Genomic DNA, 22,372 nt, shown 5'->3' on the forward strand with positions numbered 1-22,372 from the left:
CGGTGAACGCATCCCGGTTGAACGGGAAATTAAATCGATTTAAACGTCGTGCCGGAACAGGCATCGCCTGCCGGTCCACAGGATCGCCGGTCATCCGAAGTGAGCCATCCGGCCCACTCCCGCCGGACAGACCGCAACCGAAAGGACGGAAACCGCCATGAGCCTTCATTCCACGATCGCCGCCGTCACCGAGCGCATCATTGAGCGCAGCCGCGACAGCCGCGGCCAGTATTTGGGCCGCATCCGTGCGGCCGCCGAAAACGCCCCGCGCCGCTCGACGCTGTCCTGCGGCAACCTTGCCCACGGCTTTGCCGCCTGCGGGGTCACCGACAAGGCGCGGCTGGCCGGCGACGTGGTGCCGAACCTCGGCATCATCACCGCCTACAATGACATGCTGTCGGCGCATCAGCCCTATGAGCGCTTCCCCGAGCTGATCCGCGAGGCGGCCCGCGAGGTCGGCGCCGTCGCCCAGGTCGCCGCCGGCGTTCCGGCGATGTGCGACGGCGTCACCCAGGGCCAGGCCGGCATGGAACTGTCGCTGTTCTCCCGCGACGTGATCGCCATGTCGACGGCCATCGGCCTGTCGCACCAGATGTTCGACGCCGCCGTCTTCCTCGGCATCTGCGACAAGATCGTTCCCGGCCTGATGATCGGGGCGCTGTCCTTCGGCCATCTGCCGGCGGTCTTCGTGCCGGCCGGTCCGATGCCCACCGGCATGTCCAACGACGAGAAGGCCAAGACCCGCCAGCTCTATGCGGAAGGCAAGATCGGCCGCGCCGAACTGCTGGAGGCGGAGAGCCAGTCCTACCATTCGCCGGGCACCTGTACCTTCTACGGCACCGCCAATTCCAACCAGATGCTGATGGAGATCATGGGCCTACACCTGCCGGGCGCCAGCTTCGTGCATCCAAACACGCCGCTGCGCGATGCGCTGACCCGCGAGGCGGCAAAGCGCGCACTGGCGCTGACCGCGCTCGGCAATGCCTATACGCCGGTCGGCGAGATGATCGACGAGCGCGCCATCGTCAACGGCGTCGTCGGCCTGCATGCCACCGGCGGCTCCACCAACCACACCCTGCATCTGGTCGCCATCGCCGCCACCGCCGGCATCCGCCTGACCTGGGACGATATTTCCGACCTCTCCGACGCGGTGCCGCTGATCGCCCGCATCTATCCGAACGGGATGGCGGACGTGAACCACTTCCAGGCGGCCGGCGGCATGGGCTACCTGATCGGCGAATTGCTGGAGGCCGGCCTGCTGCACCGCGACGTGCGCACGGTCAACGGCACCGGCCTCGACGCCTATACGGTCGAGGCGCGGCTGACTGACGAGGGCGGGGTTGCCTGGGTGCCGGCGACCCGCGACAGCGGCGATCCCAAGGTCCTGTCGACGGCGAACGAGCCGTTCCAGAAGAACGGCGGGGTGACGGTGCTTGAGGGCAATCTCGGCCGCGCGGTGATCAAGGTCTCCGCCGTCGCCCCCGAGCGCCGGGTGGTCGAGGCCCCCGCCCGCGTCTTCGCCTCGCAGGAGGCCCTGCAGGCCGCCTTCAAGGCAGGAGAGCTGACCTCCGACTTCATCGCCGTGCTGCCCTTCCAGGGCCCGCGCGCCTGCGGCATGCCGGAACTGCACAAGCTGACGCCGGCGCTCGGCGTGTTGCAGGACCGCGGCATCAAGGTCGCGCTGGTCACCGACGGGCGCATGTCGGGCGCCTCCGGCAAGGTGCCGGCGGCGATCCATGTCACGCCGGAGGCCGTCGACGGCGGGCCCATCGCCCGCATCCGCGACGGCGACCTCCTGCGCGTCGATGCGCCCGCCGGGCGGCTCGAAGTACTGGTCGATGCGGCGGAGTTCGCCGCCCGCACGCCGGCGACCGCCGATCTTTCGGTCCATCAGCACGGCGTCGGCCGCGACCTCTTCGCCGCCTTCCGCGCCTTCGCCGGCCCCGCCGACCAGGGCGCCCATGTCTTCGGCACTCACGGCTTCGCCGCCTGACGCCGACCCTTCACGGAGACTGACCTTATGGCCACCAGCCAGAACACCGAACGCCTCGACAAGATCATGCAGGCCGCGCCGGTCATCCCGGTGCTGATCGTCGACGACCCCGCAAAGGCCGTGCCGATGGCCCGCGCGCTGGTGCGCGGCGGCCTGCCGGCCATCGAGATCACCCTGCGCACGCCGAAGGCGCTGGAGGCGATCCGGGCTGTCGCGAGCGAAGTGGAAGGCGCCTTCGTCGGCGCCGGCACCGTGCTCGATGCCGCGCAGTACCAGGCCGCCGTCGCGGCGGGGGCCACCTTCGTCGTCTCGCCCGGCGCAACCGACAAGCTGCTGGCGGCCGCGTCCGACCACGACGTGCCGCTGCTGCCGGGCAGTGCCACCGCCTCGGAAGTGATGAAGCTGCTGGAGGCCGGCTATTCCCGCCTGAAGCTGTTCCCGGCCGAGGCGGTCGGCGGCGCGGCGCTGCTGAAGTCGCTTGCCTCGCCGCTGCCGGCCGCGCGCTTCTGCCCGACCGGCGGCATCACCGAGAAGACCGCCCCGACCTATCTCGCCCTGCCCAACGTCGTGTGCGTCGGCGGCTCGTGGATCGCCGGGCCCGACGCCATCGCCGCCGAGGACTGGGACGGCATCGAGGCCCGTGCCCGCCAGGCGTCGAAGCTTCCGGCCTGAGACGGCGCCCGACCGGGGGAGGGAGCGGACCGTGGCAGAAAATATTCCCGCCTCCGGTTTCCCGGCGATCTTGCGGGACCCTGTGCCCGCTCCCATCTGCTTCGGGTCGCGGATCGCCAGATCCGCATTTCGCGAGGCTGTCTCCCATGTCGAGCTCATCGAACACCACCGCTCCGGCGGTGGCCACCCGTCGGACCGGCGTCCGACCGGGGTTTACCTTCTATGTCGTCGTGATTTCCGCCGTGCTGCTGTTTTCCGCCGAGATCTGGACGCTGACCCTCGGCACCCTCTGGGCCTTCATCGGCATCCTGTCGCTCGGCTCGGCAGGCACCATCGCCCTTGCCGTTCTGCTTGTCCCCGGTGCCGCCTGGGCCACCTGGCGCCTGGCCACCCTCGCGATCCGCGGCGAACTCGCCCTCGCCGCCAGCGAGCGCGAGAGGCTTGCCGAGGACACGGCACAGCCTGCGGGCTGATCGCAGTCCCCATCGATGCGCCTGCCGGTCCGGCCTGTCCGGCGGCGCACTCCTGCGGATATGGGTCGCCGGTCGCGGCAGCCGGATCGCCTCTTTGGGTTCCTCGCGCAGCCTGCCGCCGCGGCGCCCCGGATCGGCTCCCCCATGCTCATCGATATGGCTCTCGTCGGCCTCGGTCTCGCCCTGCTGTTCCTCGGCGGCGACTTTCTGGTGCGGGGCGCGGTGGTGCTCGCCGCACGCCTGCGCATCTCCCCGCTGCTCATCGGCCTGACCGTCGTCGGCTTCGGCACCTCCATGCCGGAACTGCTGGTCTCGCTCAATGCTGCCCTGGCGGGCCTGCCCGATATCGCCATCGGCAATGTCGTCGGCTCCAACACCGCCAACATCCTGCTGATCCTCGGCCTCGCCCTCGTCGTCGCGCCGCTGTCCTCGCGCCTGCCCGGCCTTCGGCGCGACCTTCTCGCCATGCTGGCGAGCGCCGCGCTGCTCGCGCTCATCGCTCCCGGCGGGGTCCTTCGCCCCTGGCACGGCCTGCTCTTCCTGGCCCTGCTGGCGGCCTATCTCACCTACAGCGCGATCCGCGGCCGCTCGCAAGGGGCGACGCTTCCCGACACCGGAACCGCCCTGACGCTCTGGCAGATGCTCGGCTTCATCGCCGCGGGCCTTGCGGCGCTGGTCTTCGGGGCGGACTTCCTCGTCCAGGGTGCGACGAGCCTCGCCGCCAGGATCGGCGTCCCCGATGCGGTCATCGGCCTCACCATCGTCGCCGTCGGCACCAGCCTGCCGGAGCTTGCGACCTCCGTCGTCGCGGCGATGAAGCGTCAGCCGGAAATCGCCATCGGCAACGTGGTCGGCTCGAACATTTTCAACATTCTCGGCATTCTGGGCGTGACCGCCGTCCTCGCGCCGATCCCCGTCGCGCCGCAGATGGCGCGCTTCGACATCCCGGTGATGCTCGCGGTCACCCTTGTCATCGCCGCACTGCTGGCGGTCGCGCCGCGCGTGCCGAGGCTGGTGGGGCTGGCCCTGCTTGCCGCCTATGGCTGGTATTGTACGGTGCTGTTCGTCTGACGCGCGAACCGGCCCGACCGACACCCCCGACGACACACCGGACGACATACCGGACCCAACAAGGAGGAGGATGATCATGACCGGGCCCGCACTCCCGCAAGACCTGAAGCAGCGGGCGGAGAGCTTCCGCGCCACCGGCCTGCGCCGTCTCTTCGCCGAAGACCCCGGCCGGTTCGATGCCCTCTCCTTCGGCTTCGAGGACATGCTGCTCGACCTGTCGAAACTGCACTGGGACCGCGACACGATCGCAGGCCTCGCCGCCTTCGCCCGTGCGCGCGGCATGGAAGACCGCCGCGCGGCGATGTTCGCCGGCGAGCCGATCAACGCGACCGAGGCGCGCGCGGTGCTGCATGTCGCCCTGCGCAACCGGGGCGAGGCGCCCGTTCTCGTCGACGGCCGCGACGTGATGCCGAGCGTCCGCACGACGCTGGCGCAGATGGAGGCCTTCGCCCGCGGCATCCGCGACGGCTCGATTCTCTCCGCCGCCGGCCGACCCTTCACCGACGTCGTCAACATCGGCATCGGCGGGTCCGATCTCGGCCCGGCGATGGTGACGGCAGCGCTCGCCCCCTTCGCCGACGGTCCGCGCCTGCACTACGTCTCGAATGTCGACGGCGCCCATATCGCCGACACGCTGAAGGGGCTCGATCCCCGCACCACCCTGATCATCGTCGCTTCCAAGACCTTCACCACCATCGAGACCATGACCAATGCCCGCACCGCGCGGCAGTGGATCGTCAAGGCGCTGGGGGAAGACGCCGTCGGCGCGCATTTCGCGGCCGTCTCGACGGCTCTCGACAAGGTCGGCGCCTTCGGCATCGACGCGGCGCGGGTCTTCGGCTTCTGGGACTGGGTCGGCGGGCGCTATTCCGTGTGGTCGGCCATCGGCCTGCCGGTGATGATCGCCATCGGCGCGGAGAATTTCGCGAGCTTCCTGGAGGGCGCGCATGCGCTCGACCGCCATTTCCGCGAGGCGGAGGCGATGGAAAACCTGCCGGTGCTGCTCGGACTTGCCGGCATCTGGCACCGCAATGTCTGCGGCTTTCCCGCCCGCGCCATCCTTCCCTACGACCAGCGCCTCGCCCGCCTGCCCGCCTATCTGCAGCAGCTCGACATGGAGTCCAACGGCAAGCGCGTGACGCTGGCCGGCGAGCCGGTCGACTGCGCCACCGGGCCGCTGGTCTGGGGCGAGCCGGGCACCAACGGTCAGCACGCCTTCTACCAGCTCCTGCATCAGGGCACGGATGTGATTCCCTGCGAGTTCATCGTCGCCGCGAACGGGCACGAACCGGACCTTGCCCATCACCACGCCCTGCTGGTGGCAAACTGCCTCGCCCAGTCGGAAGCATTGATGAACGGGCGCACGCGCGCGGAAGCCGAGGCGCTGCTGGTCGCCGAGGGCAAGTCGGTGGCGGAAGTCGCCCGCCTTGCCCCGCACAAGGAGTTTCCCGGCAACCGGCCGTCGCTGACCATCGTCCACGACCGGCTGACGCCGCGCGCCCTCGGCCGGCTCATTGCCCTTTACGAGCACCGGGTCTTCGTCGAAGGCGCCGTCTGGAACATCAACTCCTTCGACCAGTGGGGCGTCGAACTCGGCAAGGTGCTGGCCAACGAGTTGCTGCCGATGCTGGACGGACGGGAGCCGGCGACGGGGCGCGACAGCTCGACCCTCGGCCTCCTCGCCCGGCTGCGAAGGCAATGATGCCGCTCCGTTAACCGCAGGTGGAAAAGAACCGCCGTCCAATGATCTACGTCACAGCTTCGCCTCAGCCTGGCGCTAGACTGATCCCGGTTTTGATGCTCAGATAGGCAGCAACGCAAGGGAGACTCCGACCCTCCCTGCTGAAGGGCCTGTCGGGAGGCGACAGTCGCCGGAACCTTTGGACATGTGAGGAGTTGGAAAATGGTCAGGATTGTTCTCGTGGGTGCAACGGCCCTTCTGCTGGCGGCGTGCCAGTCCGACAGCCAGCGTGACCGCGCGCTGGTCGGTGGCGGCCTCGGTGCCGCGACCGGCGCGGTGATCGGCGCGGCGGCGACCGGCGATGTCGGCGGCGCACTGGTCGGCGGTGTCATCGGCGGTGTCGGCGGTGCCATGGTCGGCTCGGCCACCACGCCGAAGAACTGCATCGCGACCGACCGCTACGGCCGTCGCTACCGGGTTGCCTGCCCGTAAGAGGCGACCTCGCCCGCCCGAGAGGGACATGCCTGACCGCCGCAACGCAAGCTTCGGCCGACCGTTGCGGTGGTGCATGCGTTTCTCGCGAAACGCAGTCCGGCCAACCAATCGGAGGCGAATTTGATGAAGAAGATCGTGATCGTTACGGCGGCGACCCTGCTGATTGCCGCCTGTCAGGCCGACAGCCAGCGTGACCGCGCGCTGGTCGGCGGTGGCCTCGGCGCCGCCACCGGCGCTGCCATCGGAGCCGCCGCAACGGGCGATGTCGGCGGTGCACTCGTGGGCGGTGCCATTGGCGGCGCCAGCGGCGCGGTGATCGGCTCGGCCACCACACCCCGCAACTGCGTCACCACCGACCGCTACGGCCGTCGCCACTATGTGGCCTGCCCCTAGTCACCCGAATCTGAAGTTCGTCACATGTCTCGGCATGCTCTGAACGAACTTCAGATTCAAAAGGGTGACTAGCAAGTCTATGTTTCTAGTGTGGTTTTCGAATTTGAAATACGCTCACCAGCACGCTGCAAAAATGAGGCGTATTTCAAATTCACCACACTAGATCGCGGTTTCAGGCGTTCGCACACCAAACAAGGTTCGCACACAAGCAAGGCCGGCCAAGGGTCCTGGCCGGCCTCGCTGCGTTCAGCCCTGCGGCCGCGATCAGGCGGCGGCGGAGATGCCGCTGGCCAGCGCCTTGGCCGGCGCGACATAGTCGTAGCCAAGCGCCGTCGCCACCGCCTCGCAGGTCACATGACCGGCATGGACGTTCAGCCCGTTCATCAGATGCGGGTTGTCCGCCAGCGCCTTGGCGTAGCCGTTGTTGGCCAGCGCCAGGGTGAAGGGCAGCGTCGCGTTGTTGAGCGCGTAGGTCGAGGTGCGCGGCACCGCGCCCGGCATGTTGGCGACGCAATAATGCACCACCCCGTCGACCACATAGGTCGGCTCGGCATGGGTGGTGGCATGCGAGGTCTCGAAGCAGCCGCCCTGGTCGATGGCGACATCCACCAGCACCGAACCGGCCTTCATCCGCCGCACATGGTCGGCGGTGACGAGCTTCGGCGCCGCCGCTCCCGGCACCAGCACCGCGCCGATCACCAGATCCGCCTCCAGCACATATTGCTCGACGGCCGAACGGGTCGAATAGACCGTGCGCAGCGCCGCGCCGAAGCGCGCCGAGAGGCTGCCCAGCACGTCGATGGACCGGTCGAGGACGGTCACGTCGGCGCCAAGGCCGAGCGCCATGGTGATCGCATGGGCGCCGACGACGCCGCCGCCGATCACCACCACCTTGGCCGGCGCCACGCCCGGCACGCCGCCGAGCAGCACGCCGGCGCCGCCATGGGCCCGCTCCAGCGCCGTCGCGCCCGCCTGCACCGACAGCCGGCCGGCGACCTGCGACATCGGCGCCAGCAGCGGCAGCCCGCCGCGCCCGTCGGTCACCGTCTCATAAGCGATGCAGGTGGCCCCCGACTTGACGAGATCGGCGGTCTGCGGCGCATCCGGCGCCAGATGCAGATAGGTGAAGAGCAGGTGGTCCGGCCGCAGCATCGCCCGCTCCGACGCCTGCGGCTCTTTCACCTTGACGATCATCGTCGAGGCGTCGAAGACCTCGGCCGCAGTCGCGGCGATCGACGCGCCGGCGGACTGATAGTCGGCGTCATCCGCGCCGATGCCCTGCCCCGCCCCGGTCTCCACCAGCACCTCATGGCCATTGGCCACCAGTTCGCGGACGCTGTCGGGGGTCAGGCCGACGCGATATTCGTGGTTCTTGATTTCCTTCGGCACACCGACGCGCATTCTTGTACCTCCTCCGTGCTCGACCGCCCGGCGGTCGGGATAATCGGGAATGTTACGCGAAAACGCCTCGAATTTGCTTGCGTTGTCGGCCTCGTCCTCGCAATCTGCGCAAGATTGAAGCGCAGAATGGCTGATTGATGAAACATTCTTCGAAGGAAGTCGCAAAGCTGGATCGGATCGACCGGCATATCCTTGCCCTGCTGCAGGTCGACGGGCGCATCGCCAATGCCGATCTTGCGGACGCCGTCGGCCTGTCCGCCTCCGCCTGCCTGCGCCGGGTGCGGATGCTGGAGGACAGCGGCGTCATCGACCGCTACGTCGCCCTGCTCGACCAGACCCGCATCGGCCGGCGGATGAACATTTTCGTGGAGATCTCGCTCACCTCCCAGTCGAACGACGTGCTGACCCGCTTCGAGCAGGCCGTCGCCCGCTCGCCGGAGATCATGGAATGCCATCTGATGGCGGGCGACGCCGACTATCTGCTGCGCATCACCGCCGCCGATCCGATCGACTTCGAGCGCATCCACCGCGACCATCTCGCCCGCCTGCCGGGCGTCTCGCGCATGCGCTCCTCCTTCGCGATCCGCACCATTTCCCGCAGCACCGCCTATCCGCTGCCGGAAGACGACGACAGATAGCGCCGCCGCCCCGACCGCCGACCCGGCCAGAAGGTCGCAGGCCGACCTTCTGGTACCCTGTCTAATTTACTGATAGTCTGTCTTGGCACTCGGGATCTTTCGCGAGGCCCAGCCTTGGCGGTCCAGGTATGAAGACAGCAGGTATATCCAGGGGCCTATCCGGCTTGACGCTCCTGATCGTCGACGACGATCCGGACGACCTGTGGATGTTCGGCCATCTGCTGCAGCGCGCCTGTCCCGAACCCGAAACGCTCTCGCTCGTCACCGCCGCCGACGGCGCTACCGCCCTTGCCGAGATCGACCGGACGATCTCGGCCGGCCTTCCCCTGCCCGACGCCATCCTGCTCGACATGAACATGCCGGGCCTGACCGGGCTCGACGTGCTCGCCGCCCTGCGCGCCCGGCGCTGCCTCGATGCCACCCCGATCATCATCCTGTCGACGACCGAAAGTGCCCGCACCGCCGAACTGGCCCTGCGCGCCGGTGCCGACGCGGTCGTCACCAAGCCCGACAGCATGGCCAGCATCCAGCGGCTTGCGGCCGATCTTCTCCGCGACACCCTGGCCGCCCGCCATCCGCCGCGCGCCTGCGCCAGGGCGCGCGCCTGAGGCCGCGCTTTTCCACGGCCCCAATCCTTTTGCCGCAAGACGCTTGATCGCACGCCCGCCTCGTCCGACAACGGGGGACCGTTTTCAGGACGATCCCCGAGGAGGACCGATGGCCCACGCGATTTCCCGTCTCAGCGACACCTGCTGCGAGCTTGCCGAAGGCCCGACCTGGGACGAGCGCACCGGGCGCCTCTACTGGTGCGACATCCTCGGCAAGCGCATCCACGCGCGCGACTGGCAGAGCCGAACCGAGCGCCACTGGGACCTGCCGGATGTGGTCGGTTCGCTCGGCCTGACTGAGGACGACGACCGCCTCATTGTCGCCCTGCGCGACCGGGTCGTCCTGTTCACCCTGTCGACCGGCGCCATCGAGACCCTGGCGGAGATCGAGGCCGGCGATCCGCGCACCCGCCTCAACGACGGCAAGGTCGGCCCGGACGGCGCCTTCTATGCCGGCACCATGGACGACCGGCCGGACCGCCAGCCGATCGGCGCGCTCTACCGGGTCACCCGCGACGGCACCACCACGCGGCTCGTCGAGGGCGTGACCGTCTCCAACGGTCTTGCCTGGTCGCCCGACGGGACAGTGCTCTATCATGCCGACAGCCGGCCGGGGCATATCGAGGCCTGGGATTTCGACGCGGCGCGTGGCGCTATCTCCGGGCGGCGCCTCTTCGCCCAGCTCACCAACGAGACCGGGCGCCCGGACGGCGGCACGGTGGACGCCAAGGGGCGCTACTGGTCGGCGGGCGTCTCCGCCGGCCTGCTCAACTGCTTCGCCCCCGACGGCACACTCCTCGAGGCGATCCCGATGCCGGTGCCGCGCCCGACCATGCCCTGCTTCTGCGGCCCGTCGCTGGAGGAGATGGTGGTGACCAGCCTGCGCCCGCCCAACGCCCCGGACCTCTTGGCGCAATATCCGGACTCCGGCTGCCTGTTCCTGCTGAAGCCCGGCGCGACCGGCTTGCCGGCCTGCCGCTTCAGCCTTTAGCCGCCTCCGCGATGTCGCGCGGCAGCACGGGCAGCGCCTCGTCAGGGGCGTTGCGGCCCCAGGTCGGGCGCAGATCGTGGTCGACGGCGATCCGCTCGTCGAAGACGAAACAGTCGCCGCGCCACAGGCTCTCCGCCTGCGGCACCTTTTCCAGGTAGTTCAGGATGCCGCCTTCGAGGTGATAGACCTCCTCGAAACCTTCCGAGAGCAGCAGCGCGCTCGCCTTCTCGCAGCGGATGCCGCCGGTGCAGAACATCGCCACCTTGCGCGGGGCGGAAGTCCCCCCTGCCTGCCGCAGCCATTCGGGGAAGGCGCGAAACGAGCGGGTGTCCGGCGAACAGGCGCCCTCGAACGTGCCGAAGGCCACCTCGTAGTCGTTGCGCGTGTCGATGACCAGCACGTCCGGATCGCTGATGAGAGCGTTCCAGTCCTGCGGCGCCACATAGGTACCGACCTCGCGGGTCGGGTCGATGCCGGCAACGCCGAGGCTGACGATCTCCCGCTTCAGCCGCACCTTCAGCCGGGCGAAAGGAAGGCGCTCGGCCCAGGAGGCTTTTTCCTGAAGGCCGGAGAGACGGCAATCGCTTCGCAGCCAGGCCAGCACCTGCGCAACGCCCTCCTCGCTTCCGGCGATCGTGCCGTTGACGCCCTCACTCGCCAGCAGGATCGACCCGCGTATGCCGGCCGCCTCGGCTGTCTCCAGCAGCGGCTGGCGCAGGGCCTCGAAGTCCGGCAGGGACGCGAAGTGATAGAAGGCGGAAATCCGGATGTCGGTCATGTCTGCGTTGGGGCTCGTCGGCTAAGGTGTCGGCCTGCCGAGCCTTCTACACGTCCCCCTTCCCCGCTGGCAACAGGTGGCCCGACGGCCCTACCAGGGCAGCCTTTCGCCGTCATAGGAGAGAAACGCGCCGCTGTCCTCGCGCCCCGCACCGTCGATCACCGACAGCAGCCGGCGTGCCGCCTCGTCCGGCGTGCGCACCGTGAGTCCCGTGCGGGCGAAGGGCCGCGACAGTCCGGTCTCCACCGTGCCCGGATGCAGCGCCAGCAGCACCAGCTCCGGCTGGCGCCGGGCAAGCTCGATCGACGCGGTGCGCAGGATCTGGTTCAGCGCCGCCTTGGAGGCCCGGTAGCTGATCCAGCCGCCGAGGCGGTTGTCGCCGATGCTGCCGACCTTGGCCGACAGGGTCGTCAGCACGCCCCTGCCCTCTCGCGGAAACAGCGGCGCGAAATGCTTGATGAGCAGTGCCGGCCCGATGGCGTTGATGCGGAACGAGCGCTCCATGACCGCCGGGTCGATCTGGCGCAGCGCCTTTTCCGGCTGCATCTGCGCATCGCTCAAGAGGCCGGTCGCATCGACGAACAAGCGCAGCGGCCCCATCGCGCCGATCCGCCGGGCCGCAGCGGCGATGCTGTCCTCGTCCTCCAGGTCGAAGCCCGGCGCAAGGCTGCGCGCGAGCCGCTCCACGGCATCGAAGCGCCCGCTTGCCTCGATCCGGCGGGCCAAGGCGGAGCCGATGCCGCCTGTTGCGCCGGCAACCACGGCAATGCCGCCCCGGGTGAAACTGGTGAGATCCTCGGTCATGGGAGAGCATACGCTGCGGCAGGGTCGGCGGTTTTGTCGAAACCCGAGCAGTTAACGAAGCGTTAGCCTGGCAACGAGCCCCGCCCCACTGGCCGGTTGGCAAGCGGCGCCCGACCATGCCACAGTCTCGCCCGTCGTCGGCTCCGTCGGCGCAACCCGAAGTCCGGCAAGGCGAAACGCCGCCGCCGCCCAGCAGGGAACCTCACGATGCCCCGACGCTTCTTTGTCCTCGACGTGTTCACCAATCAGGCGCTTGCGGGCAATCCCCTGGCTGTCGTGCTGGACGCGGAAGGGCTGTCGGATGCCCGCATGCAGGCCATCGCCCGCGAATTCAACCTCTCGGAAACGGTCTTCGTGCTGCCGCCCGACAATCCGGCCCATTCGGCCAGGCTACGCATCTTCACCCCGGCGCGCGAACTGCCCTTTGCCGGCCACCCGACCGTCGGCACCGCGATCCTGCTTGCCAAGGAGCGCTTCGGCGACATCGAGTCCGATGCCGATCACAATGCCATGGTGGTGCTGGAGGAAGGCGTCGGCAACGTGCGCTGTGGCGTCGTGCTGAAGAACGGGGCGGCGGGCTTTGCGGAATTCGATGTGCCGCGCCTGTCCCGGCCCTGCGATCCCCTGGGCGACCGGGAGATCATTGCCGCCGCCGTCGGCCTGGAGCCGAGCGAGATCGGCTTCGAGAACCATCGTCCCTGCGCCTTCGAGGCGGGCGTCCCCTTCGCTTTCGTTCCGGTGGCGAACCTTGCCGCCCTGTCGCGGGTCACCCCGGTGCATCGCTATTGGGTGGACGCCTTCGGCCATGGCGGCGAGATCGGCGCCTATCTCTATTGCCGCCAGACCAATTCCCAGGACAGCACCTTCTCCGCCCGCATGTTCGCCCCCCATATGGGCATCGGCGAGGATCCGGCGACCGGCGCCGCCGCGGCCGCCTTCGCCGGGGTCGTGCGCCATTTCGACCGGTTGACGGACGGAACCCATTACCTGCGCATCGAGCAGGGCTGCGACATGGGCCGCCCCTCCCTGATCGATCTGGAAGTGGACATATCGGCCGGGGCGCTCAACGCCGTGCGCATCGGCGGCCAGGCCGTCATCGTCTCGAGCGGCGAACTCTTCCTCTGACGCCAGGCCGGGAAGGCCCGCAAGGCGCGGCTGCGGTCAGTGCAGCCGTTCCCGCTCCCGCTCGCGGTCGAGAATGCGCGGACTGTCGAGCGAGGAGATCGGTGTCGAAAGGTCGCGCGGAATGTCGCCGCTCAGTTGCAGCGCCAGATAGCGCCCGCAGCAGACCCGCAGGAACGAGGCGAAATTGCCGAGATCATGGCCCGCCTCGATGGATTCGTGATGGAGCCTTGTGATCAGTTGCACCAGGGTCATGCCGTCGCGGGTGGCGATCTCCTCCAGCACCGTCCAGAAGAAGGCTTCCAGCCGCACGCTGGTCGCCATCCTGTCGATCCTCAGCGACTTCGTGGCGCTTTCCCACAAGGCCGGATCGGCCTCGATGAACAGTTTGCACATGCGCATCCTCCCTGCGGCAGTCGTTCGAGAGCTTGCGGCCGTCCGTCGGCGGCCGCAAGCCTTGTCCGAGCAAGCGAGGGAGCGGCTCAGGCCGCGAGCACGGTCATGAACTGCGACAGCCAGGCCGGATGCGCCGGCCAGGCGGGTGCGGTGACCAGATTGCCGTCGGTGACGGCGCCGTCGATGGCGATCTCCGCATAGGTGCCGCCGGCCAGTTCCACCTCCGGGCGGCAGGCCGGATAGGCCGAGACGGTGCGCCCCTCGATCACCCGCGCCGCCGCCAGCAGTTGCGCCCCGTGGCAGATCGCGGCGACCGGCTTCCCGGCCTCGAAGAAATGTTTCACGGCGGCGATGACATCCGCGTCGAGCCGCAGGTATTCGGGCGCCCGTCCGCCGGGGATCACCAGCGCGTCGTAATCGGCCGGATCGACCTCGGCGAAGGTGGCGTTGAGCGCGAAATTGTGGCCGCGCTTTTCGCTATAGGTCTGGTCGCCCTCGAAATCATGGATGGACGTGGCCACCGTCTGCCCCGCCTTCTTGCCCGGACACACCGCATGCACCTGGTGCCCGACCGCAAGCAGGGTCTGGAACGGAACCATCGTCTCGTAGTCCTCGGTGAAGTCACCGGTGATCATCAGGATCTTCTTCGCGGCCATGCTGCTGTCCTCCCTGGCAGTGTGACGACCGGTCCGCGGCACCCGTGAAGGCACTGCCCGCCGGTCTTTCGACCGCCACAACCCTAGCAAGCCGGCCCGGCGCGCGGGTATTAGCGCGCTACTACAGACCCCCGATCAGCAAGCCCCGACCGGCAAGCCCCCGATCGCCAAGCCCCCGCACGACGAACGGGCCACGCCCCGGCGCGGCCCGTCCCGCCCTCACCGATCACTGGACCGATCGCCAAACCATCGATCACTGTGCCGTGCTCGGAGGACTGGCCGGATCGACCGTCATCGGCCGGTCTGCCCCCATCTCCCGCTGGGCGCGGATGGCTTCCTCTTCCTGCCGCTTCTGCACCAGCGTCTTGAAGTCCGGCGCCGCCTCGATCTCCTCGGCGGTGGTCGCCAGGATCAACTGGTGGTCCCCCGGCTCGCTGGTGATGTGCTCGACCGCCTCGAACGGCACGGCGATCTGCCTTGCGCCAAGGCCGAGGAAGCCGCCCACGGTCATCACCAGCGAGGTCACCTGACCTTCGGGGCCGATTTCCAGAGCTGCGACCTGGCCGATGGAGTCGCCGTCCGGAGTGAGCACGTTCCGGCCGATCAGGTTGCTGGTCAGCCAGTGGCCTTCCTGCTGCTCGGCGAGGAAACTCGCGGCGCCCGCCTGCGGCAGGCCGGCCTGCGGAACAACGGTCTCCGGCACCTGGTCGGCAGGCATGGCCGCGCCCGGCGTCGTTTCCTCGATGAGAGGTTCATCGACCTGCGGCTCCGTCGCCGACTGGGCCCAGGCCGCCCCCATCGAAAGGACTGCGAGCGTTGCGGTCGTGGCAAGTAGCGTCTTCATCGTCGTCTCCCTGGTCGCGTCCTCTGACCGCGCCGCCGGAATGGCGCCGGGCGGGACAGTCAGACATAGACTAAGGAACGATCGTGATCTTTTTCCGGCCCCTCACCGAGGCGGCAAGACCTTTGAAAACAGGCGTTTAATATTTTTGAAAAACGCGCTCATACACCACAATCCTGGCAAGAGGATGGCCCGTATCAGCGCGCGGGAGGACCATAAAGCCATTGCACGCCGGAAATGTCCGCCGCCTGAAGACCTTGGAAAATTTCACTATACTTGAAATGCATGATCGACGGCCCCTGCAAGTGATGGTCGAGGCCGATGGCATGGCCGATCTCATGCGCGAACGTGTAGCGCAGGTCATAGGCCGCAAGGTTGCCGTCGAAGCCGATCTTCCAGTCGTGCCGGGGGTTCAGGCAGATGGCCGAGCGGGTGATCGAAGCCACCCAGGCGGCGACCGGCGCGGTCTTGCCCTCGCCCGTCTCACTCGCGACCGGCAGGCTCAGCCCGCGCCCGTCCGAGCCACCGGCCTCGATCAGGCCGGACCCATCCTGCCGGGCGAAATCGACATTGGTGAAGGCGTATCCCCTCGGCATCGCCTGGGCGCCGAGCAGAATGTTCGCCGCCTCCTCGCTCGCCGCTTCCTCGAAGACGAGGCCGCTCGCCTCGCCCCACATGCGGAAGGCGGCAACGGCTTCGGCGCGCACGGCCGCGGGCGCCTCGCCGGAGGCATCCGCCAGAGTGTCGAAGTCCTGCATCTGCCGGCAGTTGCGCGCCTCCGGCCGGTTCACCGGACCGCTGGCGAAGGCATAGGTCACCCGCGCCGGCGTGCCCACCTGCGGCGCGCCCCATTTGAGGATCGCTCCCTCCAGCCGCAACGGCGTGAACAGCCGCGCCAGCGGCAGGCGGGCCCTGTCCGGCGAGGCCGGCTGCAATGCCCTGGCGCCAACGGCAGGCGCCTGCGGGGCCGCCGCCACGGCAACGCTCCCCGGCAGGGCCAGGGCCGATGCGAGCATCAGGACACGGAGCGAAGAGAAGAAAGCGACGTAGGTCAACGCAGGGCGTATCCGCTAACCGGAGTTTTACCGAAGATCATGCGGGTCCTCGCTCTCGCTGGCCGGCCTCATGCCGGTCGCCATCCAGTGCCGGATGTCGGGACCCCCCATCTGCGGTTGGGGACCCTAGCGCAAAACCGCTGCGCCTCGAAGCCCGCTTTCGCGAGGACTCCCAAAACACCCATGTCAGGACTACCAGCCTGCGCCCGATTCCCCTGCGTCGGCAAGGACAAGTCGCCACCCCTGCGGCAGATCGTCCGGCCCGCGTGTTTTCCGTGCAACGCCGGACGGCAGCCAACCTCGGCGACGGCGCGTCTTGGGCCGCCGCGCCCATCCCCTCCCGCCGCCGCCGACCGCCACCGCGCGACGACAGCCGTTTTCCCCTTGACGCGTCCACGCATCCGCGCGAGTGTGCCCGCCGAACCGTACCGTACGGTACCAAGCTTTTCTCACACCGGATCCGCCAGGCGTCCACCTGAACGGTCCACTCCCGAAGCCTGGTCCCGAAGCCCGGTCACGAAGCCCACTTCCGAACCCCGGTCCCGACGCCTCGCTCTCCGCAACCGACGATCGCACAGCCGCCATGCCCCCCGTCCCCGACAGCGATTTCACGCCGCGCCAGAACGAGGTCCTCGCCTCGGCGCTGCGTCTTGTCGTCGACGGCGGCGAGAAGGCGCTGACCACGGCGGCGGTGGCGCGTGCGGCGAACTGCTCCAAGGAGAGCCTCTATCGCTGGTTCGGCGACCGCGACGGCTTGCTCGCCGCCATCGTCGCGCATCAGGCCGCCAAGGTCCGGGTGCCGAGCGAGAGCGCCGGCGCGCTCGACCTTGCCGAGTTCCGCGGCCGGCTTGCGACCTTCGCCGAGGATCTGCTGACGGTGCTGGCCGGCGACACCTCGCTGGCGCTCAACCGCATCGCCATCGCCCATGCCAGCCGCCACGGGGCGCCGCTCGGCCGCCTGCTGCTGGAGCGCGGCCGCGAGCGCATCGCCACCCGCGCCCGCACCCTGCTGGAGGCCGGCCGCGACCAGCGCCATGTCGATTTCGACGATGCGACGGAGGCCTATCGCACGCTGTACGGCCTCATCGTCCGCGATGCCCATGGCCGCTGGCTGCTCGGCCAGCCGCCGCTCGGCGAGGATGCCGATTTCGCCGGTCAGGCGCGCCGCGCCGTCGACCAGTTCATCACCCTTCATCCGCCCCTGCCGCACAAGAGCGCGGCCGCGGGACGGAGCTGACCCCGGCCGGGAACGGTTCCCGGCCCAATCCAAACGCCAAACGGGAGACACCAGATGCGCGTTTATTATGATCGCGATGCCGACCTCAACCTGATCAAGTCCAAGAAGGTCGCCGTCATCGGCTATGGCAGCCAGGGCCGCGCCCATGCGCTGAACCTCAAGGATTCCGGCGTCAAGGAGATCGTCGTCGCCCTGCGTCCCGGCTCCACCACCGCCAAGAAGGTCGAGGCCGACGGCCTCACGGTCATGAGCGTTGCCGAGGCGGCCGGCTGGGCCGACCTGATGATGATGGCCACCCCGGACGAGCTGCAGGCCGACATCTATCGCGACCACATCGCCGGCAACATCCGCGACGGCGCGGCCATCGCCTTCGCCCACGGCCTCAACGTGCATTTCGGCCTGATCGAGGCCAAGCCCACCGTCGACGTCCTCATGGTCGCGCCGAAGGGCCCGGGCCACACCGTGCGCGGCGAATACGAGAAGGGCGGCGGCGTGCCGTGCCTCGTCGCCGTCCACCAGGACGCCTCGGGCAACGCCCTCGACCTCGGCCTGGCCTATGCCTGCGGCGTCGGCGGCGGCCGTTCGGGCATCATCGAGACCACCTTCAAGGAAGAGTGCGAGACCGACCTGTTCGGCGAGCAGGCGGTGCTCTGCGGCGGCCTGGTCGAGCTGATCCGCGCCGGCTTCGAGACGCTGGTCGAGGCCGGCTACGCTCCGGAAATGGCCTATTTCGAGTGCCTGCACGAGGTGAAGCTGATCGTCGACCTGATCTACGAGGGCGGCATCGCCAACATGAACTACTCGATCTCCAACACCGCCGAGTGGGGCGAGTACATGTCCGGCCCGCGCGTCATCACGCCGGAGACCAAGGCCGAGATGAAGCGCATCCTGACCGACATCCAGACCGGCAAGTTCACCTCGCAGTGGATGCAGGAATGCAAGGCCGGCCAGGCCCGCTTCAAGGCGACCCGCCGCCTCAACGACGCTCACCAGATCGAGGCGGTCGGCGAGAAGCTGCGCGGCATGATGCCGTGGATCAAGAAGGGCGCCCTGGTCGACAAGGAGCGCAACTGATCCGCACGCGCTTTCCCGCGCGTTCCGAGCAAAACGGAGACGGCCCGCACCCGCGGGCCGTTTTCATTTGAGGGCGAGGGCGCTACTACAGGCGCCGACGACCACCCGCCAGGAGCCGGACATGACCGCATCCGCAAGACCCGAGATCGTGCTCGTCGCCGCCGTCGGCGAGAACGACGTGATCGGCGCGGACGGCGACATGCCCTGGAAGCTCTCCACCGACCTGAAGCATTTCAAGCGCCTCACCCTCGGCCATCCCATGGTGATGGGCCGCAAGACTTTCGAGTCCATCGGCCGCCCGCTGCCCGGCCGCCGCACCATCGTCGTCACCCGCGATGCCGGCTGGGCGCATGAGGGCACCACCCGCGCCGGCTCGCTCGACGAGGCCTTCGCGCTTGCCGCAGATGCCGCCGCCGAGGCCGGCATCTCGGCCATCATGGTGGTCGGCGGCGGCACGATCTACGCCGCCGCCCTTCCCCTCGCCGACCGGCTGGAGATCACCCGCGTGCATGCGGCGCCCGACGGCGACACCCTGTTCCCGAAGATCGATCCGCAGGAGTGGCGGGAAGTCGCGCGCGAAACGCCGCCGCGCGGGGAAAAGGATACCGCGGACGTCACCTTCCTGACCTATCGCCGCTGTACACAGGCGCCGTGCTGAAACAACTGTTTGTCGCCTCGGGCCTTTCGTCCGCCGGCCCAATTTCCTAGGATCGCTGTCCAAAGCGGGGCGGAACCGGATTCCCCCTCTCCAATCGTCCCATAGCCGGAGGTTTTCCATGGACGTACGTGCCGCAGTCGCCTTCAAGGCCGGCCAGCCCCTGTCGATCGAAACGGTGCAGATCGAGGGCCCGCGCGCCTTCGAGGTGCTGGTCGAGATCAAGGCGACCGGCGTGTGCCACACCGATGCCTTCACCCTGTCGGGCGACGATCCGGAAGGGCTGTTCCCGGCCATTCTCGGTCATGAGGGCGCCGGCGTCGTCGTCGAGGTCGGCAAGGGCGTCACCTCGCTGAAGCCGGGCGACCATGTCATTCCGCTCTACACGCCCGAGTGTCGCGAGTGCGAATACTGCCTCAATCCGAAGACCAACCTGTGCCAGAAGATCCGCTCGACGCAGGGAGCCGGCGTGATGCCGGACGGGACCTCGCGCTTCTCCATCGGCGGCGAGAAGATCTTCCACTACATGGGCACCTCGACCTTCGCCAACTACACGGTGCTGCCGGAGATCGCGCTGGCCAAGGTCCGCCCCGACGCGCCCTTCGACAAGATCTGCTACATCGGCTGCGGCGTCACCACCGGCATCGGCGCGGTCGTCAACACCGCCAAGGTCGAGCCGGGCTCCAATGTCGTGGTCTTCGGCCTCGGCGGCATCGGCCTCAACGTCATCCAGGGTGCCCGCCTCGTCGGCGCCAACATGATCGTCGGCGTCGACATCAACCCCGACAAGAAGGCCATGGCCGAGCGCTATGGCATGACCCATTTCGTCAATCCGCTGGAGGTCGAGGGCGATCTCGTGCCCTATCTCGTCGACCTCACCAAGGGCGGCGCCGACTATTCCTTCGAATGCATCGGCCGCACCGACACCATGCGCCAGGCGCTGGAATGCGCCCACAAGGGCTGGGGCGAATCCATCATCATCGGCGTTGCCGGCGCCGGGCAGGAGATCTCCACCCGGCCGTTCCAGCTCGTCACCGGCCGCTCCTGGCGCGGCTCGGCCTTCGGCGGCGCGCGCGGGCGCACCGACGTGCCGAAGATCGTCGACTGGTACATGGACGGCAAGATCGAGATCGACAGCATGATCACCCACACCATGCCGCTCGAGGAGATCAACACGGCCTTCGACCTGATGCACGAAGGCAAGTCGATCCGCTCGGTCGTCACGTTCTGAGCAAGGCGGGCCGGGAGCGCACGACGCCTTCCGGCCCGCATCACGCCCCGCAGGCGGGGCCGGCCGCACCTGCGGTCGACACAACACAACCGGGGGAACCGATGAGCGAGACCGGAACCATGTGGGCCGAGCCCCGTGACGGCGACACCATCGGCGGGCGCATCCGCCGTGCACGCGAGGCGGCGAACTTCTCCGTAGCACAGCTCGCCCGGCGCATCGGCGTCAAGACCGCGACCGTCAGCGCCTGGGAAACCGGCCGGTCCGAACCCCGCGCCAACCGGCTGACCATGCTGGCCGGCTTTCTCGGCGTCAGCCCCACCTGGCTGCTCTACGGCCTCGGCGACGCGCCCGCCGAGACGCCGCTCGCCAGCGAAATGGCGCTGATCGCCTCGAGCCTCAAGCTGCTGCGCGAGACGCATGAGCGCACCGGCGAGGCGCTCGCCCGGCTGGAGGCGCAGGTCGAGCAGATCGGCCGGCTGATCGGCAAGGACACGCAAGGTCCCAGCGCGTGAGCGCAGCCATGACCGCCCGCCCCGTCGACGATCCCGCCCTTCCGGCGATTGCCGGCAGGCCGCCCCTTACCGCCTTCTGGGCGGAGATGGACGCGCTCTCGCCGCGCCAGCTCCATGACCTGCTGCGCCTGCGCGTCGATGTCTTCGTGGTCGAGCAGGCCTGCCCCTATCCGGAGATCGACGGCCGCGATCCGCAGGCCCGTCATCTTCTGGTCACCGCTCCCGGCGAGGGCGGCACTGGCGACACGGAGCTTGCCGCCTGCCTGCGCCTGCTGCGACCCGACGCGCCGGGAGCCCCGCTGCGCATCGGCCGCATCGTCGTTGCCCCGGCCTGGCGCGGCACCGGCCTTGGCGACTATCTGATGCGCGCCGCCCTTGCCGAAGCCCGGCGCATTGCACCAGGCCATCCGCAGGCGCTGTCGGCGCAGGCGCATCTGACCACCTTCTATGCCGCGCACGGTTTCGTGCCGGTATCCGAGACCTATCTGGAAGACGGGATCCCGCATGTCGACATGCTGCGCGATCCCGCCCTGCACGCCTCCTGATCCCCTCCCCCTCACGCGAGAGCCGATATCCATGACCCTCGACCTCATCTCCTCCGCCCGCGCCTTCGGCGGCGAGCAGCGCGTCTACCGCCATGCCTCCGCCGCCACCGGCACGGACATGGAATTCGCCGCCTTCCTGCCGGCCGAGGCGCTGCGCGGCGAGGCCTGCCCGACGCTCTTCTATCTCTCCGGCCTCACCTGCACCTGGGAGAACGCCACCACCAAGGCCGGCTACCAGCGCCTTGCCGCCGAATACGGATTGATCCTCGTCGCCCCGGACACCAGCCCGCGCGGCGAGGGCGTCGCCAATGACGCCGCCTACGACCTCGGCCAGGGCGCCGGCTTCTATATCGACGCGACTGAGGCGCCCTGGGCGCCGCATTTCGCGATGGAAAGCTATGTTGCGCGCGAGCTCTTCGACCTCGTCTCGGCCGAGCTGCCGGTGTGGGAGGGCGCCGTCGGCGTCACCGGCCATTCGATGGGCGGCCACGGCGCCTTGACCCTTGCGATGAAGCATCCCGACCGCTTCCGCTCGGTCTCGGCCTTCGCTCCGATCGTCAATCCGCTCGACTGCCCCTGGGGCGAAAAGGCCTTCACCGCCTATCTCGGCGCGGACCGCACGGCCTGGGCCGCGCACGACGCCTGCCACCTCGTCGAGCATACCGGCTGGTCCGGCGACATCCTGATCGACCAGGGCAGCGCCGACGGCTTCCTCGAAGAGCAGCTCAAGCCCTGGGCGTTCGAGCGGGCCTGCCGCAAGGCCGGCGTCGACCTCACCCTGCGCATGCAGGGCGGCTACGACCACTCCTATTATTTCATCTCCACCTTCCTTGCCGATCACGTCGCCTGGCATGCCGCGCGCCTGACCGGCTGAGGCGGGAGGGTTCCTTGTTCCAGGCGGCGGCCTTCGCCGCCCGGAGGCGTCGGACGGCTGCGCCAATTCGTCACCGCCTCGTGCGAACGGCGGTTTCCCGCCGGTCGCACATTGACATCGCGCCCTGCCATCGCCAATTCCACGAGGTGATGTATCCGCCGGCTTTCGTTGAAAGC

At 68.7% G+C, this 22,372-nt stretch carries 25 protein-coding genes; 18 read left to right on the forward strand and 7 right to left on the reverse strand.

From position 1 onward, the window contains the following. Window positions 1-157: 157 nt before the first annotated feature. The 7 genes from edd (at window position 158) to P2PM1_RS00200 (ending at window position 6,778) form a co-directional block, all read left to right on the forward strand. Window positions 158-1,993, forward strand: coding sequence for a phosphogluconate dehydratase (gene edd, locus P2PM1_RS00170; protein ID WP_186397764.1), 1,836 nt, complete (start codon window positions 158-160; stop codon window positions 1,991-1,993). Between the two features lie 27 nt (window positions 1,994-2,020). After that, entirely contained in the window at window positions 2,021-2,665 is a 645-nt protein-coding gene (gene eda / locus P2PM1_RS00175) for a bifunctional 4-hydroxy-2-oxoglutarate aldolase/2-dehydro-3-deoxy-phosphogluconate aldolase (RefSeq protein WP_186397765.1), read from the forward strand. A gap of 146 nt (window positions 2,666-2,811) precedes the next feature. Beyond that, window positions 2,812-3,138, forward strand: a complete 327-nt coding sequence (locus tag P2PM1_RS00180) for a hypothetical protein (protein ID WP_186397766.1) — start codon at window positions 2,812-2,814, stop codon at window positions 3,136-3,138. A gap of 144 nt (window positions 3,139-3,282) precedes the next feature. Continuing rightward, window positions 3,283-4,209, forward strand: coding sequence for a calcium/sodium antiporter (locus P2PM1_RS00185; protein WP_186397767.1), 927 nt, complete (start codon window positions 3,283-3,285; stop codon window positions 4,207-4,209). Between the two features lie 76 nt (window positions 4,210-4,285). Further along, on the forward strand, window positions 4,286-5,911 hold the full coding sequence (pgi, locus tag P2PM1_RS00190; RefSeq protein WP_186397768.1) for a glucose-6-phosphate isomerase: 1,626 nt from the start codon (window positions 4,286-4,288) through the stop codon (window positions 5,909-5,911). A 201-nt stretch (window positions 5,912-6,112) separates the two neighbouring features. Then, window positions 6,113-6,382 (forward strand): glycine zipper domain-containing protein, encoded by a 270-nt coding sequence (locus tag P2PM1_RS00195; RefSeq protein ID WP_186386193.1) that lies wholly within the window; start codon window positions 6,113-6,115, stop codon window positions 6,380-6,382. A gap of 126 nt (window positions 6,383-6,508) precedes the next feature. Beyond that, on the forward strand, window positions 6,509-6,778 hold the full coding sequence (locus P2PM1_RS00200) for a glycine zipper domain-containing protein (protein WP_186397769.1): 270 nt from the start codon (window positions 6,509-6,511) through the stop codon (window positions 6,776-6,778). A 264-nt stretch (window positions 6,779-7,042) separates the two neighbouring features. Here the strand turns inward: P2PM1_RS00200 and ald are convergent, their stop codons facing one another. Beyond that, window positions 7,043-8,179, reverse strand: coding sequence for an alanine dehydrogenase (gene ald / locus P2PM1_RS00205; RefSeq protein ID WP_186397770.1), 1,137 nt, complete (start codon window positions 8,177-8,179; stop codon window positions 7,043-7,045). Between the two features lie 137 nt (window positions 8,180-8,316). Between ald and P2PM1_RS00210 the strand changes: the two genes are divergently transcribed. From P2PM1_RS00210 to P2PM1_RS00220, 3 genes are all read left to right on the forward strand, one after another. Continuing rightward, on the forward strand, window positions 8,317-8,817 hold the full coding sequence (locus P2PM1_RS00210) for an Lrp/AsnC family transcriptional regulator (protein ID WP_186397771.1): 501 nt from the start codon (window positions 8,317-8,319) through the stop codon (window positions 8,815-8,817). A 164-nt stretch (window positions 8,818-8,981) separates the two neighbouring features. After that, the gene (locus P2PM1_RS00215) at window positions 8,982-9,425 is read left to right on the forward strand and encodes a response regulator (protein ID WP_186386197.1); all 444 of its coding nucleotides are present in this window, start codon (window positions 8,982-8,984) and stop codon (window positions 9,423-9,425) included. Between the two features lie 109 nt (window positions 9,426-9,534). Beyond that, window positions 9,535-10,416 (forward strand): SMP-30/gluconolactonase/LRE family protein, encoded by an 882-nt coding sequence (locus P2PM1_RS00220; RefSeq protein WP_186397772.1) that lies wholly within the window; start codon window positions 9,535-9,537, stop codon window positions 10,414-10,416. Here P2PM1_RS00220 and P2PM1_RS00225 read toward each other — a convergent pair. Beyond that, entirely contained in the window at window positions 10,406-11,194 is a 789-nt protein-coding gene (locus P2PM1_RS00225; RefSeq protein ID WP_186397773.1) for a rhodanese-related sulfurtransferase, read from the reverse strand. The genes P2PM1_RS00220 and P2PM1_RS00225 overlap by 11 nt on opposite strands. Before the next feature lie 90 nt (window positions 11,195-11,284). Then, complete coding sequence (locus P2PM1_RS00230) at window positions 11,285-11,998, reverse strand: SDR family NAD(P)-dependent oxidoreductase (RefSeq protein WP_186397774.1); 714 nt, start codon at window positions 11,996-11,998, stop codon at window positions 11,285-11,287. A 207-nt stretch (window positions 11,999-12,205) separates the two neighbouring features. Here P2PM1_RS00230 and P2PM1_RS00235 point away from each other — a divergent pair, with 207 nt between their 5' ends. Next, complete coding sequence (locus tag P2PM1_RS00235; RefSeq protein ID WP_186386201.1) at window positions 12,206-13,123, forward strand: PhzF family phenazine biosynthesis protein; 918 nt, start codon at window positions 12,206-12,208, stop codon at window positions 13,121-13,123. A 36-nt stretch (window positions 13,124-13,159) separates the two neighbouring features. Here the strand turns inward: P2PM1_RS00235 and P2PM1_RS00240 are convergent, their stop codons facing one another. The 4 genes from P2PM1_RS00240 to P2PM1_RS00255 all read right to left on the reverse strand — a co-directional run bounded on the left by P2PM1_RS00240 (window position 13,160) and on the right by P2PM1_RS00255 (window position 16,068). Beyond that, entirely contained in the window at window positions 13,160-13,516 is a 357-nt protein-coding gene (locus P2PM1_RS00240; RefSeq protein ID WP_186386202.1) for a ribbon-helix-helix domain-containing protein, read from the reverse strand. Between the two features lie 86 nt (window positions 13,517-13,602). Continuing rightward, the gene (locus P2PM1_RS00245; protein WP_186386203.1) at window positions 13,603-14,172 is read right to left on the reverse strand and encodes a DJ-1/PfpI family protein; all 570 of its coding nucleotides are present in this window, start codon (window positions 14,170-14,172) and stop codon (window positions 13,603-13,605) included. Window positions 14,173-14,425: 253 nt separating this feature from the next. Beyond that, complete coding sequence (locus P2PM1_RS00250; protein WP_186397775.1) at window positions 14,426-15,016, reverse strand: PRC-barrel domain-containing protein; 591 nt, start codon at window positions 15,014-15,016, stop codon at window positions 14,426-14,428. 194 nt (window positions 15,017-15,210) lie between these two features. Then, a complete protein-coding gene (locus P2PM1_RS00255; protein ID WP_186397776.1) occupies window positions 15,211-16,068 on the reverse strand; it encodes a matrixin family metalloprotease in 858 nt (285 codons plus the stop codon). A 583-nt stretch (window positions 16,069-16,651) separates the two neighbouring features. On the opposite strand from P2PM1_RS00255, the gene P2PM1_RS00260 reads away from it, so the two are divergent. The 7 genes from P2PM1_RS00260 to fghA all read left to right on the forward strand — a co-directional run bounded on the left by P2PM1_RS00260 (window position 16,652) and on the right by fghA (window position 22,196). Continuing rightward, a complete protein-coding gene (locus P2PM1_RS00260) occupies window positions 16,652-17,305 on the forward strand; it encodes a TetR/AcrR family transcriptional regulator (protein WP_186397777.1) in 654 nt (217 codons plus the stop codon). A 54-nt stretch (window positions 17,306-17,359) separates the two neighbouring features. After that, complete coding sequence (gene ilvC, locus P2PM1_RS00265; RefSeq protein WP_186386207.1) at window positions 17,360-18,379, forward strand: ketol-acid reductoisomerase; 1,020 nt, start codon at window positions 17,360-17,362, stop codon at window positions 18,377-18,379. Window positions 18,380-18,500: 121 nt separating this feature from the next. Beyond that, window positions 18,501-19,037, forward strand: a complete 537-nt coding sequence (locus tag P2PM1_RS00270; protein ID WP_186397778.1) for a dihydrofolate reductase — start codon at window positions 18,501-18,503, stop codon at window positions 19,035-19,037. A 118-nt stretch (window positions 19,038-19,155) separates the two neighbouring features. Next, window positions 19,156-20,265, forward strand: coding sequence for an S-(hydroxymethyl)glutathione dehydrogenase/class III alcohol dehydrogenase (locus P2PM1_RS00275; RefSeq protein WP_186396914.1), 1,110 nt, complete (start codon window positions 19,156-19,158; stop codon window positions 20,263-20,265). Between the two features lie 101 nt (window positions 20,266-20,366). Next, complete coding sequence (locus tag P2PM1_RS00280) at window positions 20,367-20,777, forward strand: helix-turn-helix domain-containing protein (RefSeq protein WP_186397779.1); 411 nt, start codon at window positions 20,367-20,369, stop codon at window positions 20,775-20,777. Between the two features lie 8 nt (window positions 20,778-20,785). Beyond that, window positions 20,786-21,322 carry a GNAT family N-acetyltransferase gene (locus tag P2PM1_RS00285; protein WP_186397780.1) on the forward strand — a complete coding sequence of 179 codons (537 nt, stop codon included), beginning with the start codon at window positions 20,786-20,788 and terminating at the stop codon, window positions 21,320-21,322. A 31-nt stretch (window positions 21,323-21,353) separates the two neighbouring features. Further along, window positions 21,354-22,196 carry an S-formylglutathione hydrolase gene (fghA, locus tag P2PM1_RS00290; RefSeq protein WP_186397781.1) on the forward strand — a complete coding sequence of 281 codons (843 nt, stop codon included), beginning with the start codon at window positions 21,354-21,356 and terminating at the stop codon, window positions 22,194-22,196. The last annotated feature ends 176 nt before the right edge of the window (window positions 22,197-22,372 follow it).

It is taken from the genome of Stappia sp. P2PMeth1, from assembly GCF_900185735.1.
GTDB lineage: Bacteria > Pseudomonadota > Alphaproteobacteria > Rhizobiales > Stappiaceae > Stappia.